The sequence below is a fragment of the Vibrio sp. A11 genome (assembly GCF_013048705.1).
GTDB lineage: Bacteria > Pseudomonadota > Gammaproteobacteria > Enterobacterales > Vibrionaceae > Vibrio > Vibrio metschnikovii.
The window spans coordinates 19340-36614 of record NZ_VHSI01000013.1 but is presented as its reverse complement, the minus strand read 5'-3'; the positions used below and the strand labels follow the sequence as shown (position 1 = coordinate 36614).

Genomic DNA, 17275 nt, shown 5'->3' with positions numbered 1-17275 from the left:
AATTTCATAGAATTAGTGAGGTTATGAGTTCACTGGATATGCTAGGGATAAGTAACCTCTACAAAATGTGAGCTACCGCGGTAAAGATTTTTTAGAGCGATAAAAATCACCGTCTACGAACCATTATCACGTTTGGTAGGTTGAATGGCGTTCGATAAGCGCACACTTTGCAGGATGAGCAAGGGGGATGAGCTGAAGAAAATTTACAGCAATAGTCTTATTGGCCAAGGAAATGCTTGGCTGTTGAAAGTTGCTCTCTGGTTATGATTATCGTAAACGGCGTGTGGTATCACAAAAAAGGGAGAGATATTTAATTAGGGAAATAAAGATGGCAGATAAATCAACGGTGATTTATCTGCCAAGCCGATTAGCGTTGAAACTTTTCTAGGTGAGCAAGAAAAGGATGTTCGGCCATAAAGCCGGTAATACGCGCTTGAGGTAGTCGGTTTCCTTGTTCATCCCAAAAATCGATGGTCGGCAAACCAAGTACTTGCAGATGCTGTAAGAGTTCAAAATCTTCCGGCTCACTACGGGTGACATCCACTTGCAGTAATACAAAGTTTTTTAGCTGCGCTTCAACGGTGGGCTGGTGAAAGGTATAACGCTCAAATTCTTTACACGCGACACACCAGTCAGCGTAAAAATCGAGCATCACCGGTTTTCCGGCTGCTTTAGCGTCGAGCAAAGCTTGATTAAGCTGCTCGACGGTTTTAATCGGTTGAAACTGAATGTTAGCTTGCTGAGCGTTGTAATGATTAGGATTCAGCCAATAACTCAGCAGTGGTTGAGCAGAGAATAATAAGCCGAGGATAGCGATGATCCCTATCAGGCTTTGTTTCCAACCTGCAAAAGGTAAGCTGTTTTTCGCATGATAGAGCCAACCGAATGCGCTTAGTCCTAACGCCGACCATAAGACCGTGCTCCATAAGCTAGGGATAATTCTCTCCAGTAGGAAAATGGGTGCGGCGAGCAGAACAAAACCAAACAAGATCTTGATGCGATTCATCCAATCCCCTGCTTTAGGCAATAACTGGTTACCGAATACGGCGACAGCGATTAAGGGAATTCCCATGCCTAAGGCCAATGCGTAGAGCGCGACGCCCCCCGTGACCAAATCACCACTTTGTGCCACGTAGAGCAAGGCTCCCGATAAAGGAGCTGTGGTGCAAGGAGAGCAGACTAAACCCGAAATTGCGCCCATCATAAACACGCCGCCAAGCCGTCCACCTTGTTGGCGCTGACTTAAGCTACTTAGCCAAGTTTGCACGCTACTTGGCAGTTGCAAACTGTATAAACCAAACATCGATAACGCTAAGGCGACAAATAAGACACTCAATGTCATCAGGACATAAGGGTGCTGCAAAGCGGCTTGAAATTGTAAACCTGCAGAAGCTACCACTAAACCCAATAAGGTGTAGGTCAACGCCATCCCTTGCACATAGACCACACTTAGCAGCAATGCGCGGCGTTGTGAGATAGCTCCGCCACCAAGTACGATACTGGTTAAAATTGGGTACATGGGTAATACGCATGGGGTAAAAGCCAAGCCAATACCGAGTAATAAAAACAGTAGCGGAGTCCAAGCACTGTGGGCTAATCGATTCGCTAAAGAATCTTGTTGTGAAGTTGGAAGATGGGTTTCGTTAACCGCCGTGCTGTTCTGCACTGCTGACGACGTTGCGGGTATAACGGTTGAGCTAGAGATAGGTTCGCTGGATGCTTGGCCGATTACGGGTTCCAGATCAACAACCCGAGTTTCAGGTGGATAACAAAAACCTGCGGCGGCGCAGCCTTGGTAACGCACAGTCAATGTGGCACCGGATTGGGCATTGTTCAGTGATACATTCATCGACAGTGGCGTATCATAAATCATCACATCGCCAAAAAATTCATCATGATACGGCTGTGCTTGCGGCAACACGTAATCGGCCCACTGGGCGTTTTTAGCCTCAATGGTTAGGCTACTTTGATATAAATAGTACCCCGGCTTGATCTGCCAATCTAAAAATAGTTGATCAGCTTGTTGGAAAAAAGACAGCGGAAAGGCTTGATCGACCGGAGCAAAGCGCGATGCTCCGTTTAACTCAAATGAGGGATTAACGGTCAATGTGGCCAATGCCGGCGTACTGATTGCCGTACTAAGCAGCAGTAAAAGAGAAATAAATAGACGCATCATCACTACAATATCCAAAACACGATTGGCTTTACTATATAGACAACGGGTTGGAAGATACAGTGCAGCGCTGGGCTTAAGCCACCCCTAACCGACTTTTGACAATTCGCTCACAGGCTTCAACATGATTGGCGTCGCGTGGGATCACTAACACGGTATCATTACCGCCAACCGTACCAATGATTTCACTATGTGGATCGATATCAACCAGACGAGCAACTAATTGGGCGCTGCCCGGATGGGTTTTGACCACCACGACCGATTGGTTATGAGTAATAAACTCTATTTGCGAAGCAATGGACGATTCAACGCACACTGGCGCGGTTTCTACTGTGATGCAATAAACTTTTTTACCGCAAGCATTACGGATTTTGACCACGCCGAGCTGAGAAAGTAAGCGTGACACGGTGGATTGGCTTACGCCTTCAAAACCCAGTTCAACTAAGCGCTCGCGTAATTCATGTTGATTGGCGAAGCTTTGCTGTTGTAGCAGCCTCTTGCAGGCCGCGGTTAATGAGCGTTCATCAGCATCAATGTCAGGGATGGTTCGGTTCACGGTCGTGCCCTCGTTCAACGATTAAGCAAATATCATTCTGGAGTTGAGCATATCACTTATTGATTTACGGCTTATTGCGGCAGATCACCAAATAAAAAACTGCATTATGATGAATAGTTAGTTGTTTAAAGGGATAAACAATCAGGTAGAGAAAATCACGAGCCGGACTTCGGCTCGTGATGTGGTGAGAGGAAGATAAAGGGTTATCGATCAGTCACCGAGGGTGGCTACCATCACGGCTTTAATGGTGTGCATGCGGTTTTCTGCTTCGTCAAACACAATCGAATGTTCAGATTCGATCACTTCATTGGTGACTTCAACCCCTTGTTTTAGCTCTGGGTAAGTCTGAGCCAACTCTTTGCCGACGGTGGTATCTTCACCGTGGAATGCCGGTAAACAGTGCATGAATTTGACATGCGGATTACCTGTGGCTTTAAGCATGTCCATATTGACTTGATAAGGCAGCATTAACTGGATGCGCTCGGCCCACGCTTCTTTGGCTTCGCCCATCGAGACCCAAACATCGGTGTAGAGGAAATCACAACCCATGACGCCTTCTTGCACATCTTCAGTTAGGGTGATTTTTGCTCCCGTTTCTTCAGCAATTGCGCGGCAAGTGGCAACCAGTGATTCTGTTGGCCAGAATGCTTTTGGCGCGACGAGGCGAATGTCCATGCCCATTTTCGCAGCGCCGACCATTAACGAGTTACCCATGTTATTGCGCGCATCGCCTAAATAAGCAAATTTGATTTGATGCAGTGCTTTACCACGGCCGTGTTCGAGCATAGTCATAAAATCAGCGAGAATTTGCGTTGGGTGGAATTCATCGGTTAGTCCATTCCATACCGGAACGCCAGCGTATTGGCCGAGTTCTTCGACAATCTCTTGGCCAAAACCACGGTACTCAATACCATCATACATACGACCTAATACGCGAGCGGTGTCTTTCATCGATTCTTTGTGGCCGATCTGTGAGCCAGAAGGGCCAAGGTAAGAGACTTGAGCGCCTTGATCAAAAGCCGCGACTTCAAACGCGCAGCGAGTGCGGGTAGAGGTTTTTTCGAAAATTAAGGCAATATTTTTGCCTTTCAGGCGAGGTTGTTCATAGCCATTGTATTTGGCTTTTTTTAGCTCAATCGATAAATCTAATAGATGCTGGATCTCTCTTGGCGTGAAATCGAGTAATTTTAGGAAGTTACGGTTACGTAAGTTAAAAGCCATGATGTTATCCTCGTTAAGGGCGCGAGCATGATTTGTGCGAGCGCTGAGTATTTCGCTGATTGACGTGGTGACAACCTAGATTGGTGGGAGGTTGTCATCCAGTCTGAAACCTAGTGTTTAATGGTCACGAATGATATTGGTACCCGCTTGACCTTCTAAAATGGCTAACGCGTCTTCCAGAGCTCCAATGCCTACCAGACGGCCACCTTGTTTAATAAATTCACAAGACGCTTGAATTTTTGGTGCCATTGAACCTTCATCAAATTGATAGTTAGCCAGTTCGCTAGGCGTTGTACTACGCAAAGCGTGTTGAGTGGGCGTGCCCCAGTCGAGATAAACCGCATCGGCATCGGTCAAAATAAGCAATGCATCGGCACCAATTTGTTTGGCGAGAAAGGCGGCTGACATGTCTTTATCGATCACCGCTTCAACGCCCACTAATTTGCCTTGTTGGTACTTAACTGGAATGCCGCCACCGCCGGTACAAATCACTAAATGGCCATCGGCAATCAAGGTATTGATGGCTTGGTGTTCAACAATCCCCGTTGGTAGTGGACTTGGCACCACACGGCGGAAATAGTGGCCATCAGGTTTCACGGTCCAATGGTATTTTTCTGCCAAAGCTCGCGCTTCTTCGGCTTGATAGACAGGGCCAATGGGTTTGGTTGGATTGGCAAACGCAGGGTCATTGGCATCAACGGTCATTTGAGTCAACATACAAGTCACGTTGCGCTCTGGAAGTAGGTTTTTGAATTCTTGCATTAACATATAACCAATCATGCCTTGGGTTTCGCTGCCCAATACATCGAGTGGGTATGGATTGACTTTTTTGTATTCAAGCCCTTGTAGTGCTAATAATCCGACTTGTGGGCCATTACCGTGCACCAGTACCACATTGTAGTGCTCAGCCACTTTCGCGATGGCTTGCGCGGCAATCTGAATATTGTGGCGTTGAATATCCGCTTCTAATGGCTCGCCGCGACGAAGTAAGGCATTGCCTCCTAAGGCGACGACAACAGTTTGTTTTGTCATGGTCATTTCTCTCGTTGATTTATGGAAGGAGAACTCTCCTTCCATATCACTCGCCCTAACTTAGATGTCATCACGTTCAATGGGGCAGCTCATGCAGCGTGCACCACCACGGCCACGGCCTAGTTCATCACCTGGGATAGGGAGCACGGTGATGCCTGCTTTGTCGTATTTTTCATTGGTATAAGTATTGCGTTCATAGCCAATGACGACGCCTGGGCGAACCGTGAGTACGTTGTTGGCGTCGTTCCACTGCTCGCGTTCTGCTTCGAAGCTATCGCCGCCGGTGGTGATCATTTGTAACTTATCAACACCCAGTGCGCGCTCGATGGTATGAATGTAAGAGGCTTGTTGAGTAGCTTTAACTTTGCCAGAAGCATCGCCAGTTAAGCTCCAACATTTCACATCATCTGGAATCACATTTGGATAGACAGAGAAGGTATCTTCGCGCATGTGAGTCATGACGGTATCGAGATGCATACAAGAGCGTTCTTGAGGCAGCTCAAGGGCTATTACTTGTTTGGCTTGACCATGTTTAAAGAGCGCCGAGGCTAGTTGTTCCACCCCTTGTGGCGTGGTGCGCTCTGACATGCCGATTAACACCGCGCCGCGTCCAATCACTAAAACGTCACCACCTTCAATAGTGGATTTATCGTAATTGCGTTGTTCATCACCGAAATATTTGATGAAGTCTTGACCAGCGAAGGTTGGGTGCCAGCGATAGATTGCTCTGAGATGGTTGGTTTCACGCTGACGAGCCACTTTAGCCATTGGGTTAATGGAAACACCACCGTATACCCAGCACGAGGTATCGCGAGTAAATAAATGGTTAGGTAGTGGTTTAATAATAAAATCATCGGCTTTATGCATGGATTGTAAGATAGACGATGATTGCATTGGGAACTGGCCGTAAGACAAGCCGCCGGTTAGGATTTTAGCTAATTCAATATGCGGTAAATCATTAAGGAAGCAGCGAACATCGTTGGCAAACGTTGGTCCAAAACGATTATCTGAGATTTGTGTATGTAACAACCATTCTTTTGCTTCACTGACATCGAGGGTTTCGGCAAGCAAATTTGTTAACAGCAAAACCTCAACACCTTGATCACGGAGGGTTTGTGCAAAAATATCGTGCTCTTTACCTGCGCGTTCAATATCTAACACATCATCAAATAATAAGTCGTGACAGTTAGAGGGGGTTAAATGAGTTAATGCACGTCGTGGACGATGAATTAAAACGCGGCGTAATTGACCTACTTCAGAACCTACGTATAACTTACTCATAATCGTATCTCTCTTATTTTGTATACCTTGATTAACTAAAGGTATAATTATTTTGTAGGGTGTATGAGGGAGATTGAAATTTATATTTAAATTCATCTCTTTGTTCTGTGTTTTATATTACCTTGTGTGGCTGTTCTTTCTTGGATATGGCTCACAGTTTACTTTTTATATTAATTTGCCACTTTGGATGAGTTATTAACAAATATTATTCATTTGATAACGTTTAAATCGGCGGTTTTTTAATGGTTTTTTATGGAATAAAATGCTTTTTATTATTGTTCATCAGCCAGTTTTCAGTCTGATAGCATTTGATTTGGAAATATTATGCAAACCATAAAAGCGTTGGGTTGTCTTAGAGTGGCGAATTTATTCACTATTCGGGATTAGGTAACGGTTTTTATGGTTTTATTTTCCCTAATGTTAACAAAATAAGCGAGGAAATATTGATCTAGAACAATTATAAATCGCTTGTGATTTATGGGAGTCTAGAATTAATGGATTAATTTAATTCATGGTTTGATAAATAAAACTATACCCAAACGACTTGAAATTGAAGGTAGGCGGCAAGTGAGTGAATGAATCCCCATGAGCATAGGCAAACTATGTGATTGAGGGGAACGAACGTAACCAACACCGCTGCAACTTCAAATAGGACGGGCATAATTAATCGCAAGTTAGATCGTTGTTGGCAACATGACGATAGGGGATAGTAGGAAAGCAAAAAGCCGCACCAGATAGCGTGCGGCTTTGAAGAGTAAGAATATTATCAAGCAATGATTTTATTGTTTTGTTATGGCTAGGATGACGTTGATTAAGCGGCGTTCACGTGAACCTTTAAAGTAACACACCAATGCTGAGCATAATCATAATCAATACACACAAAATTCCCAGTAATGGCGCGACCCATTTTATCCAGCGAACATAAGGGACGCGGGCAATGGCTAAGCCGCCCATCACCACTGCAGACGTTGGTGTGACGAGGTTAACTATCCCAGATGCAGATTGGTATGCCGTCACTACTAGATCGCGACTAACGCCGGCAAAATCGGCCAGTGGCGCCATGATTGGCATGGTGAGCACGGCTAAACCAGAAGACGATGGCACTAAGAACGACAATAAAATCTCTAGCCAGTACATCACATTAATAAACATCACTGACGATAATCCCGTGACGATATGCTCAGCTGAATTCAGTATCGTATCGGTGATCATGCCTCGGTCCATCACCACGACAATACCACGCGCAATCCCGATGATTAACGCGACGCCAAGCAAATCACGTGCACCATCAATAAAGCTAGTGGTAAATTCTTCTTCGCTCATTCTGGCTACAAGACCAATCAGAATCGTTGCTCCCAAGAACATCGCCGATATTTCGGCCATCCACCAGCCCGCAACGGATACACCGTAAATCATCACGGCAAAGGAGAGGGCGAAAATGGCTAAAATAATTTTGCGAGTGGTAGTAAAAACTAAGCTTTCTCCGCTACGGTTACCTAAAAAGTGTGCTTGGTTTTCTTCATATTTATCGTAAACAATCGACTTACTTTGATCGGCGCGAACCATTTTCGCATAGCGCATCACGTACATGACACAGATGATCCAGCCAACCAATAAAATGGCGAGACGGAGAAAGATACCATCAGTAAAAGGAATCCCCGCTGCGTTGGCGGCAATCACGGTAGCGAAGGGGTTAATGGTGGAACCTAAGGTACCAATGCCAGCCCCTAGTAATACGGTTGCCGCTGCGACCACTGGGTCAAAACGAGCGGCCATCATCACTGGCACTAATAGGGTATAGAAGGGGAGTGACTCTTCTGCCATGCCGTAGATGGTGCCTCCCGCGGCAAAGAGTGCCATCAGGATGGGGATCATTAATTCCTCTCGCCCTTGTAAGCGCGAGGTGACTCGTTCAATACCCGCGTCAATCGCTCCCGTTTTAGTCACCAAGCCAAGAAAACCGCCGATGATGAGGATAAATAGCGAAACATCAATCGCCGCCGCTTCGTAAGTCGTATGATCATAAAAACCATCAATGGGAGCGAGAAGTACATCAATCACACCCTGTGGATTACCTTCAGTTGGAGCATAAGTACCCGCAATCGGCACTTCTTTACCGAGCTCGGCATTCATGGTTCGTTCATATTGACCAGCAGGGACTATCCACGTGAGTAATGCCACAAAGGCAATCAGTAAAAATAAAATGGTATAGGCAGAAGGAAACTTTAAGTTAGCAAAAAAGCCTTTCTTATGGTCCGTTGGTAAAGTTTGGCTTGTCATAGCGTTCTCCTTACATTTAGATAATCTGGCCTAAATGTGCTTGGTGGCTAATATTCACTTTTTAATTAAACAGTATGGCTTTTATTAATCAGTGAATTAAATGAAATATATGATATTAAAATGTTGAGTGAGGTTTTTAGACGGATGCTTTAATTGGCTTTATTTTAAAGATAGTAAGCTTTATTATCTTGGCTTTGCTTCACAGAATATTCTTAGATATAAAAGGTGGGCGAATGTTGATTATTTATTTTAGGGTATTTGCTTATGAATAATGAAATAATATTCTTAAAGACTATTCTCTTTCCTGACTTATCTTGGTCAGTTGTACCTAAACAGTAAGCTTGCGCTACAGGATTGATTGTTTAGAACGTTCAGGAAGAAATATTATGCACTTTTGATAGTGGGTATGATCAGTTGAATTAATCGAGGTTTGTTTGATTTATATCAAAAATAATAAGGGAGCCTGAGCTCCCTTTGATGACGATTGGTACGAAAATTAGAGGAAAATATTCGCTAAGACTAAACCAAAACCGATACTGAAGATCATGCTCAATAAACCCGGCAGCATAAAGCTGTGGTTAAAGATGTACTTACCGATCCGCGTTGTCCCTGTACGGTCAAAGTCAATCGACGCAATGATCGGGCCGTAGTTCGGAATAAAGAAATATCCGTTAACTGCGACAAACACCGCAATGATGATTGCAGGTGGTAAGCCTAAGGTAATCGCAACCGGTACCAATACTGCTGTGGTGGCTCCTTGGCTATTGACCATCACTGATAGTCCAAATAGGGCAAAAGCAAAGGTCCATGGCGCAACCTCAACCAAGCCAGATACCGCTTCTTTCACCATATCGCCGTGACCCGCGATGAAGGTGTCACCTAGCCAAGCGATACCGAAAATGGCCACGATTGCGCGCATCCCGGCATGGAATACAGAGCCTTGAGTAATGGTATTGCCGTCCGGTTTACAAATCAGGATGATCAGGGCGGCAATGGATAGCATAACGATTTCAATCGTATGTGCCATGCCCATGGGTGAGCCATCAAAGTGTGGACGCAAGCTAGGAATCGCGCCCATAAAGACCACGATAATCGCACCAAATAGGAACAGAGAAACCGATGTTTTGGCCTGTGGCGTGATTTGAATATCTTCCACTTTCATCTCTTGTTCCATTTCTGCACGGAACTCAGGGTCTTGTAGACGACGTTGATATTCTGGATCGTCTTTCAGCTCTTTACCGATTTTATTGACAAAAATACAAGCACAGGCAAGGCCAAGGAAAGTACTTGGAATGGTGACGATCAATACGTTACCCAAAGTGATCCCTTGCGGTTCTAAGAAGGCCACTAATGCCACGACGGCGGCCGCGATAGGGCTAGCCACAATCGCAAACTGTGATGCGATGACTGCCATACCAAGCGGACGCTCTGGGCGAATACCACTACGACGACTGACTTCTGCGATCACGGGTAATACCGAGTAGGCTACGTGTCCAGTTCCAGCCATCATGGTAAAAAAGTAAGTGACTAATGGGGCGATGAAAGTGATATGACGAGGATTTTTGCGCAAGATGTTACTGGCGATTTTGATTAAGTAATCTAAGCCGCCGGCGGCTTGCATGGAAGCCGCCGCTGCCACCACCGCCATGATCATCAGCATCACATCAATCGGTGGACTGGTTGGACGCATACCAAACACAAAACTGAGAATGGCAAGACCAATCCCCCCCATGACACCCAGTCCGATACCACCAATCCTTGCCCCGATTAGGATACATCCTAATACGATAAGGAACTCAATTATGAACATCTTATACTCCTAAAAGATTATGGGAAAATCCGCTTTACCGCCCAGTGTTAAGCTAACGCAAGGCTGTGAATTCATAGGTTTATCTTATTTTTTAGTATCAATGGAAGGTAGCCAACGCTTTTAATTAATTACCATGATTTAGAATAAGTTTTGGCGACTTTCCATCTGGCAAAAACCAAGAAGGCTCTGAATCAGAGCCTTCTTGTAGAGTAAATCGAATTACTCGTAACGTTTTGCCTTGTATTTAGGGTACATCAAGTTGTCGACTGAGAAAATATCGTCCAACTCTTCTTCAGTGAGCAAGCCACGCTCCAGTACGACCTCACGGACGCTTTTGCCCGTTTCGGCACAGATTTTACCAACGATGTCACCTTCATGGTGGCCAATGTAAGGGTTAAGGTAAGTGACGATACCGATCGAGTTAAACACATAGCCTTCACAAACCTCTTTGTTGACCGTAATGCCATCGACACACTTATCACGCAGGTTAACGCACGCGTTAGAAAGCAAGGAGATAGACTCAAACATCGCTTGAGCAATCACTGGCTCCATTACGTTAAGCTGTAATTGGCCTGCTTCAGCGGCATAAGTAATGGTGTTGTCATTACCGAAGACTTTAAAGCACACTTGGTTAACCACTTCAGGGATAACCGGGTTAACTTTGGCCGGCATGATCGATGAACCCGCTTGTAATTCAGGCAAGTTCAATTCATTAAAACCCGCACGAGGGCCAGAAGAGAGCAAGCGTAAATCGTTACAGATTTTCGAAAGCTTCATTGCTAAACGTTTCAGCGCGCCATGAGTCATTACGTAAGCGCCACAGTCGGACGTCGCTTCAATTAAGTCTTCAGCAGGTACCACTTCCAGACCAGTGACTTCGCCTAAATATTTTATTGCTAACGCTTGATAGCCTGGAGCGGTGTTTAAACCGGTGCCGATGGCCGTCGCACCAAGGTTAACTTCTAATAATAACTTAGAGGTGTATTGCAGAGCACGGATCTCTTCGTTCAGCGTCACGGCCCACGCATGGAACTCTTGACCAACGGTCATCGGTACGGCGTCTTGGAGCTGAGTACGCCCCATTTTGAGAATCTGTTTAAACTCAAAGGCTTTAAGTTCAAAAGCGCCTTTGATGTACTCAATCGATTCAATCAGTTTGAGAATGCTGTTGTAAACGGCGATTCGGAATCCGGTTGGATACGCACAGTTGGTGGATTGACTTTTATTAACGTGATCATTGGGGTTAATAAATTGGTATTGACCTTTTTCTTTACCCATCAGTTCAAGGGCTACGTTAGCAATCACTTCATTGGTGTTCATATTGACTGAAGTGCCTGCACCACCTTGGAAAACGTCGGAAGGGAATTGATCCATACACTTGCCGGTTTCCAAAATCAGATCACACGCTTGAATAATATAGTTAGCGACATCTTTAGGGATCACGCCTTGCTCTTTATTAGCGAGCGTGGCCGCTTTTTTGGTCATGACCATGCCACGAACAAATTCAGGGACATCTGAGATCGTAACATTAGAAATATTGAAGTTTTCTATCGCCCGCAGGGTATGGATACCATAATAAGCATCAGCAGGAACATGGCGTTCGCCGAGCAGGTCTTCTTCGATGCGGGTTGCTTGGTTGGTAATAGGGGTTTCAGATAGGGTAGCCATCACAGGATCCTTAAGATAATTGTTCTGATTAGTCACACTTAGCCATCTCTGTCTTAAGAATCCGTTCACCAGAATGGTTGGCTGGGAAAATCTGTCCTGACTTCTTCGCTAATCATACTTGACCAGTAGATAAAAAATAGGAACTGGATCACCTTTCCGGTGCATAACTCCGGAGAGGTTTAGGATCTTTAGCTAAGATCTCACGGTTTGAGTGAATTGGTTTAATAGAAAGTTAAGATATTGAAAATAAGAATTATTTTATGGAATGTTTGTTGGCCTAATCGAGAGTGGTGTTGGGTGAACCTCGTAATCGTATGATTCATCAATCATAGATGGTTAGAATAGTCTGATGGGTGATGAGAAATGACCGGCTGATGACCTAACAAGGTTGCAGTTCCGTGGCCATCACGTTAATTTGAAAAACGTTCAGTGGTGAACGAGGATTCCCATTGGCTCATCAACAAACGGCTGAGCAGTGCAGTCAGGTAAAGTCGGGCTCAGTTAAGGAGAAGCTAGGTTGCTTATTTTATTATGTTTATTTATTGCTTTGCCAATCATTGAAATTGCGGTGCTGATTCAGCTCGGTGGTTTGTTAGGCTTATGGCCAACGCTTGCTTTAATTCTATTTACAGCTTTGGTTGGGGCGATAGTGGTGCGTAGTCAAGGTGTCTTGACGTTTCTGTCCGTCCAGCAGCGCCTTCAACGGGGTGAAGTGCCAGCACAGCAAATCATCGAAGGTATGTTGTTAGCTGTCGCCGGTGTTTTATTACTGACGCCTGGATTTATTACAGATGGAATAGGCATGCTCGTTTTGCTGCCTATCCCAAGGGCGCGTTTGGCTCATTACTTAATGGGCTATCTGGTTGTGAATACCATGAGTGGTCCTGACTCGTTTTCCCATCAATCATCACAATCTCGACCGAACGCCGAGGGGGAGACGTTTGATGGTGAGTATGAGTATAAAGAACAAAAGGATCAGCCGCGGGACGACTCGAATCGACTCAATTGATTGATCTGTCTGGAGATTCGATTTTATTTGGTTATTTTTGAATAAAACGTTTGCTTAATGAGAAGGAAACCCTTATAGTTATCTGGCTCTATAGTTAAGAGTTATTAATGAAAATCAAAAGTAAAAGTAAATTCTTAGAATCCCATCGTAAAAGTTGTTATCCTAATATTTCCCTTACATGATTAGCTACATTAAATAATTCATGCTTCAGCACCTTGCGCATTTGCGCAGTAATCCAATGAATTCTATATAAGGGACAAATTATGTCTAACAAAGCAACTGGTACAGTAAAGTGGTTCAACGAAACTAAAGGTTTTGGTTTCCTATCTCAAGACAACGGCGGCGCGGATGTGTTTGTACACTTCAACGCAATCGCTTCTGAGGGTTTCAAAACTCTTATCGAAGGTCAAAAAGTATCATTCGTCGTTGAAAACGGCCAAAAAGGTTTGCAAGCTGCTCAAGTTGTAACTCTATAATTTACTGATACTCATCAGAATATTTAAAGGTCGCCTAGGCGGCCTTTTTGCTGTCTGTCATTTTTTTAATGGCTGTCATTGATCTTTTCATGGCTTGGTCGTGATTGCTCTCTCCTGCGTTAATGTCTATTGTCGATCCAGTCTATGTCTAAAGCTATCTGCTCTACTCTGCTCTTCGTATCGCTTGTTTGCAAAAGTGTCGGTTTGTAGTTTCTGGCTGTCGGAATCGTGAGCATACCTCACCTTTAGTATCACTTAAGGTTGAGGCGGATTGATCATCTCAGATTACGCATGGAAAACGCGTTAATATTGATCGCCTCTCCTTAAATACTCGGTGGGTAGCTTATTGAGCTCCCGAAAAACCCAATTGACGCCAAGCTTCAAAGGCAATGATAGCGACCGCATTGGATAAGTTTAGACTGCGAGCATTGGGCATCATTGGAATACGAATGCGTTGATTCATCGGTAAGCTATGAATCAGGTCGGCGGGTAAGCCGCGCGTTTCTGGGCCAAACAGTAATACGTCCCCAACTTGAAACTGTGCATCAACATGATGTCCGGTGGTTTTTGTTGTGCAGGCAAAGAGTCGAAATTCACCACGAGCTGTTAAGTAGTCGAGAAAGGCTTGATAATTTTTATGGCGAGTGACTCGGGTGAGGTCATGATAATCTAAACCGGCTCTGCGCAGTTTTTTCTCCTCAAAATCAAACCCTAAAGGTTCTATTAAATGTAAGTTCGCGCCGCAATTAGCGGATAAGCGAATAATATTCCCCGTATTAGGGGCGATTTCAGGTTCATAGAGGGCGATGTCAAACATGGTCGAACGGTTCCTTATCAATAGAGCGCATCAGTATACTGCACAGAAGCTTAGATGTTTATCTTATCGAATGGGTTTACCGTCATCGCTCATTGATCCCGTTGAATCGGTAAGGTGATTTGTACTTTTAAGCCGCCAAGATCACTTCGGCTTGCGCTAACTTGACCACTGTGCTGGCGAATGGCACTTTCCGTTATCGCTAACCCGAGCCCCGTTCCTCCGCTGTCTCTGTCTCTTGCGGTTGATACTCGGTAAAACGGTCGAAAAATTTCACTCAGTTCATTGTCGGGTACGCCTGGGCCATTGTCTTCAACGGTGACGATGATTTGTTGTGCCACACAACGAAAGCTAACTTGAATCCGATCTTGACTATAGTTAATTGCATTGCGGACGACATTTTCTAACGCACTCATCAATAATTGTGGATTACCAGAAATGTATTGATCAGGAATCGGGTCGAGGAGCAGTTGTTTTTGCATTTGCTCGGCCTCAAACTGTGCGTCATCGAGTAGCGCTTCCCATAAACTAGACAATGGTTGTATTTCTCGACTTAAATGACTATTGGTCTGCATGCGAGACAGCTCAAGCAGCTCACTGATCATACGTTCTAAACGTTGCGCTTCGGTATCGATTCTTTCTAATTCTTTACTCTCTCCTTGCTTACGGCTGGCTAAGGCATTGGCCATTCTTAGGCGAGTCAGCGGTGAGCGTAATTCATGGGAGATGTCTGATAATAAGCGCTGTTGGCCGGAGATCATCTGGTTAACCGCCTGTACCATGCGATTAAAACTACGTCCGGCTTGACGAAATTCCGTAGTGCCTTTTTCCAGTTCAGGATCGACAATAAACTCGCCTCGAGCAACACGTTGAGCGGCGAGCGCGAGCCGTTGAGCGGGTTGGCTCAATGCCCAAGCGAGCCATAGCAATAAAGGGGTGCTGACCAACATAACAGACAACAGTAGGTGCAGCGGTTTATCAAATAATCTCAGTAGAAATGGCGGCGGCTGATCCCAACGCATGCCCATGAATAGTAATAGATCCTGATCAGCCAATTGAATAGAGACTGGACCCGAAATCATATAACGACCATACAAACGTTGTTGCGGTTTATCAACCGACTCAATACTGGTGGTAAAGTTCTTTAATGCCTTTAATTGAAAATTTTCATGCCGTTTCGTGGTGAGAATATTGCCCTCTTGATCGGTGACAAAAAAACGCGGCCGCGAACTATGGTGGCTGCCTGATTCTAGTTCGGTGATGATCCGCGAAAGGTTATTTTGTTGGATGAAACGTTTTTCCAAAAGTTGCTGATAGTCGAGCATTCTTTGCAAGCTTTCAGAAGGAAGATCTCGTGATTTTCGCGGATCGAGATGTGGTAAAGATAGCACCGCAATCACCACCAGTAGCATGGTTAGCCAGAAAATGGCAAAGATACGGCCATACAGGCTATTGAATTTGGGTAAGCGCATTACTCTTCCGCCACCATTAAGTAGCCACGGCCACGTAAGGTTTTAATTCGAGGTTTGCCATCGACCCGTTCGGGTAATTTTTTGCGTAAATTCGAAACATGCATATCAATAGCTCGGTCAAAAGCAGCCAGTCGTTTACCTAAGACATCCAAGCTGAGCATCTCTTTGGTGAGGGTTTCCCCAGGATTTTGGGCAAAATGGCCTAATAGAGCAAACTCGGTAGTGGTTAAGTCGAGTAGCTGGCCTTGACAATAGGCCTCTTGTTTTCCTGGGTAAACTTGTATGTCTTGACACTCAATCACATCGGAGGATTTATGCACGGGCTGATGCTGCGTGCGGCGTAAAATCGCTCGAATTCTGGCGAGCAATTCACGATCACTAAATGGTTTGGGAAGGTAATCATCGGCCCCTAATTCGAGACCAATCACGCGATCAATCTCTTCGCCTTTTGCAGTTAACATCAGTACTGGGGTTGCCCAGTTTTCACGTAGTCTCTTCAAGGTTTCCATGCCATTGAGTTTTGGCATCATGACATCCAATAGAATCAGATCAATCTCATCGTTAAGCGCCGCTAACCCCGATTGACCATCATTGGCTTCAGAGACATCAAACCCCTCATAACTGAGGACTTCTTTAAGTAGATTGGTGAGTTCGGTGTCATCGTCAATCAGAAGAATATGTGCCATTGGTGCCTCGTTACCGATATTACTTTCCTAGTCAATGAGGATAGTTTACTGCGAAATCGGCTTGGATAATGGGCTATTAGTGACTATTTACGATTCTTTACGCTCTCTACACGCCACTTTACTCGTCAACTTGTATTGTTTGATTAAGCGCTGCTTGTGCAGCTCTCCCATCGTAACAAGCTTGGAAGGCTAAGCTTATCAACGATAACTATTGAGAGAGGAAATAATGATGAATATGACCAAGACAATGATTCTCGCTGCAGTCGCCTTACCTTTGGCTATCGGTAGTGCCAGTGTACTGGCTTATGGAAAGGGTAAGCACACGGAGCATCAACAGCAACGATGTGGTTTACACGGTGAAAGAGGTATCGTCAGTCAACTGAACTTAACCACAGAACAGCAGAGCCAGCTAAAAGCCTTGCGCGAAGAACATCGCCAAGCCATGCAAGATCAGCGTGGTCGTGGCTCGCGTGATGAAATGAGCACCTTGCGTGAACAAGAGCGAGCGTTAGTGCTCTCTGCTGATTTTGATCGCGCCGCGGCTAACGAACTGGCTAAACAGATGGTGGATAAACAGGTTGAACGCCGAATAAACATGCTCGAAAAACGTCATCAAATGATGAGTATTTTAACCGATGAGCAAAAGACCCAGCTACAAACCTTACAGCAAGAGTGTATGGAAAAGCATCATCGAGAGGGTGGTGAGCCACGTGGGCATAAACACGGAAGTAAAGACAAAGGCCGAGGATAACTGAAGTCAACAGCGGGTGTTACTTTACTGACTTGATGCAATTGAG

The 17275-nt window shown here is 44.9% G+C and carries 14 protein-coding genes; 3 read left to right on the top strand and 11 right to left on the bottom strand.

Going from position 1 to position 17275, the window contains the following annotated elements:
* Positions 1–367: 367 nt before the first annotated feature.
* The 8 genes from FKQ60_RS13300 to aspA all read right to left on the bottom strand — a co-directional run bounded on the left by FKQ60_RS13300 (position 368) and on the right by aspA (position 12021).
* Positions 368–2176 (bottom strand): protein-disulfide reductase DsbD, encoded by a 1809-nt coding sequence (locus FKQ60_RS13300; RefSeq protein WP_170906641.1) that lies wholly within the window; start codon positions 2174–2176, stop codon positions 368–370.
* Between the two features lie 73 nt (positions 2177–2249).
* Positions 2250–2729, bottom strand: a complete 480-nt coding sequence (locus FKQ60_RS13295) for an arginine repressor (protein ID WP_170906640.1) — start codon at positions 2727–2729, stop codon at positions 2250–2252.
* Between the two features lie 210 nt (positions 2730–2939).
* On the bottom strand, positions 2940–3950 hold the full coding sequence (locus tag FKQ60_RS13290; RefSeq protein WP_170904278.1) for an ornithine carbamoyltransferase: 1011 nt from the start codon (positions 3948–3950) through the stop codon (positions 2940–2942).
* A 117-nt stretch (positions 3951–4067) separates the two neighbouring features.
* Complete coding sequence (gene arcC, locus FKQ60_RS13285) at positions 4068–4982, bottom strand: carbamate kinase (protein ID WP_170906639.1); 915 nt, start codon at positions 4980–4982, stop codon at positions 4068–4070.
* A 60-nt stretch (positions 4983–5042) separates the two neighbouring features.
* Positions 5043–6263, bottom strand: coding sequence for an arginine deiminase (gene arcA / locus FKQ60_RS13280; RefSeq protein ID WP_004394419.1), 1221 nt, complete (start codon positions 6261–6263; stop codon positions 5043–5045).
* Between the two features lie 834 nt (positions 6264–7097).
* The gene (locus tag FKQ60_RS13275; protein ID WP_170906638.1) at positions 7098–8543 is read right to left on the bottom strand and encodes a YfcC family protein; all 1446 of its coding nucleotides are present in this window, start codon (positions 8541–8543) and stop codon (positions 7098–7100) included.
* A gap of 496 nt (positions 8544–9039) precedes the next feature.
* Positions 9040–10353 carry an anaerobic C4-dicarboxylate transporter gene (locus FKQ60_RS13270; protein WP_154169948.1) on the bottom strand — a complete coding sequence of 438 codons (1314 nt, stop codon included), beginning with the start codon at positions 10351–10353 and terminating at the stop codon, positions 9040–9042.
* Positions 10354–10572: 219 nt separating this feature from the next.
* Positions 10573–12021: an aspartate ammonia-lyase gene (gene aspA, locus FKQ60_RS13265; protein ID WP_170906637.1), complete on the bottom strand. Its 1449-nt coding sequence runs from the start codon at positions 12019–12021 to the stop codon at positions 10573–10575.
* Positions 12022–12538: 517 nt separating this feature from the next.
* On the opposite strand from aspA, the gene FKQ60_RS13260 reads away from it, so the two are divergent.
* Both FKQ60_RS13260 and FKQ60_RS13255 read left to right on the top strand, forming a co-directional pair.
* Entirely contained in the window at positions 12539–13030 is a 492-nt protein-coding gene (locus FKQ60_RS13260; RefSeq protein ID WP_170906636.1) for an FxsA family protein, read from the top strand.
* A 263-nt stretch (positions 13031–13293) separates the two neighbouring features.
* A complete protein-coding gene (locus FKQ60_RS13255; protein WP_004394424.1) occupies positions 13294–13506 on the top strand; it encodes a cold-shock protein in 213 nt (70 codons plus the stop codon).
* 343 nt (positions 13507–13849) lie between these two features.
* On the opposite strand, the gene FKQ60_RS13250 is transcribed toward FKQ60_RS13255, so the two are convergent.
* The 3 genes from FKQ60_RS13250 to FKQ60_RS13240 form a co-directional block, all read right to left on the bottom strand.
* Positions 13850–14323 carry a tRNA (cytidine(34)-2'-O)-methyltransferase gene (locus FKQ60_RS13250; protein WP_170906635.1) on the bottom strand — a complete coding sequence of 158 codons (474 nt, stop codon included), beginning with the start codon at positions 14321–14323 and terminating at the stop codon, positions 13850–13852.
* Between the two features lie 89 nt (positions 14324–14412).
* The gene (cpxA, locus tag FKQ60_RS13245; RefSeq protein WP_170906634.1) at positions 14413–15792 is read right to left on the bottom strand and encodes an envelope stress sensor histidine kinase CpxA; all 1380 of its coding nucleotides are present in this window, start codon (positions 15790–15792) and stop codon (positions 14413–14415) included.
* Positions 15792–16478, bottom strand: coding sequence for a response regulator (locus FKQ60_RS13240; protein ID WP_170906633.1), 687 nt, complete (start codon positions 16476–16478; stop codon positions 15792–15794). Before FKQ60_RS13240 ends, cpxA begins: the two co-directional genes overlap by 1 nt.
* A 229-nt stretch (positions 16479–16707) precedes the next feature.
* Between FKQ60_RS13240 and FKQ60_RS13235 the strand changes: the two genes are divergently transcribed.
* Positions 16708–17229 (top strand): CpxP family protein, encoded by a 522-nt coding sequence (locus tag FKQ60_RS13235; protein WP_158139083.1) that lies wholly within the window; start codon positions 16708–16710, stop codon positions 17227–17229.
* Positions 17230–17275: the final 46 nt, after the last annotated feature.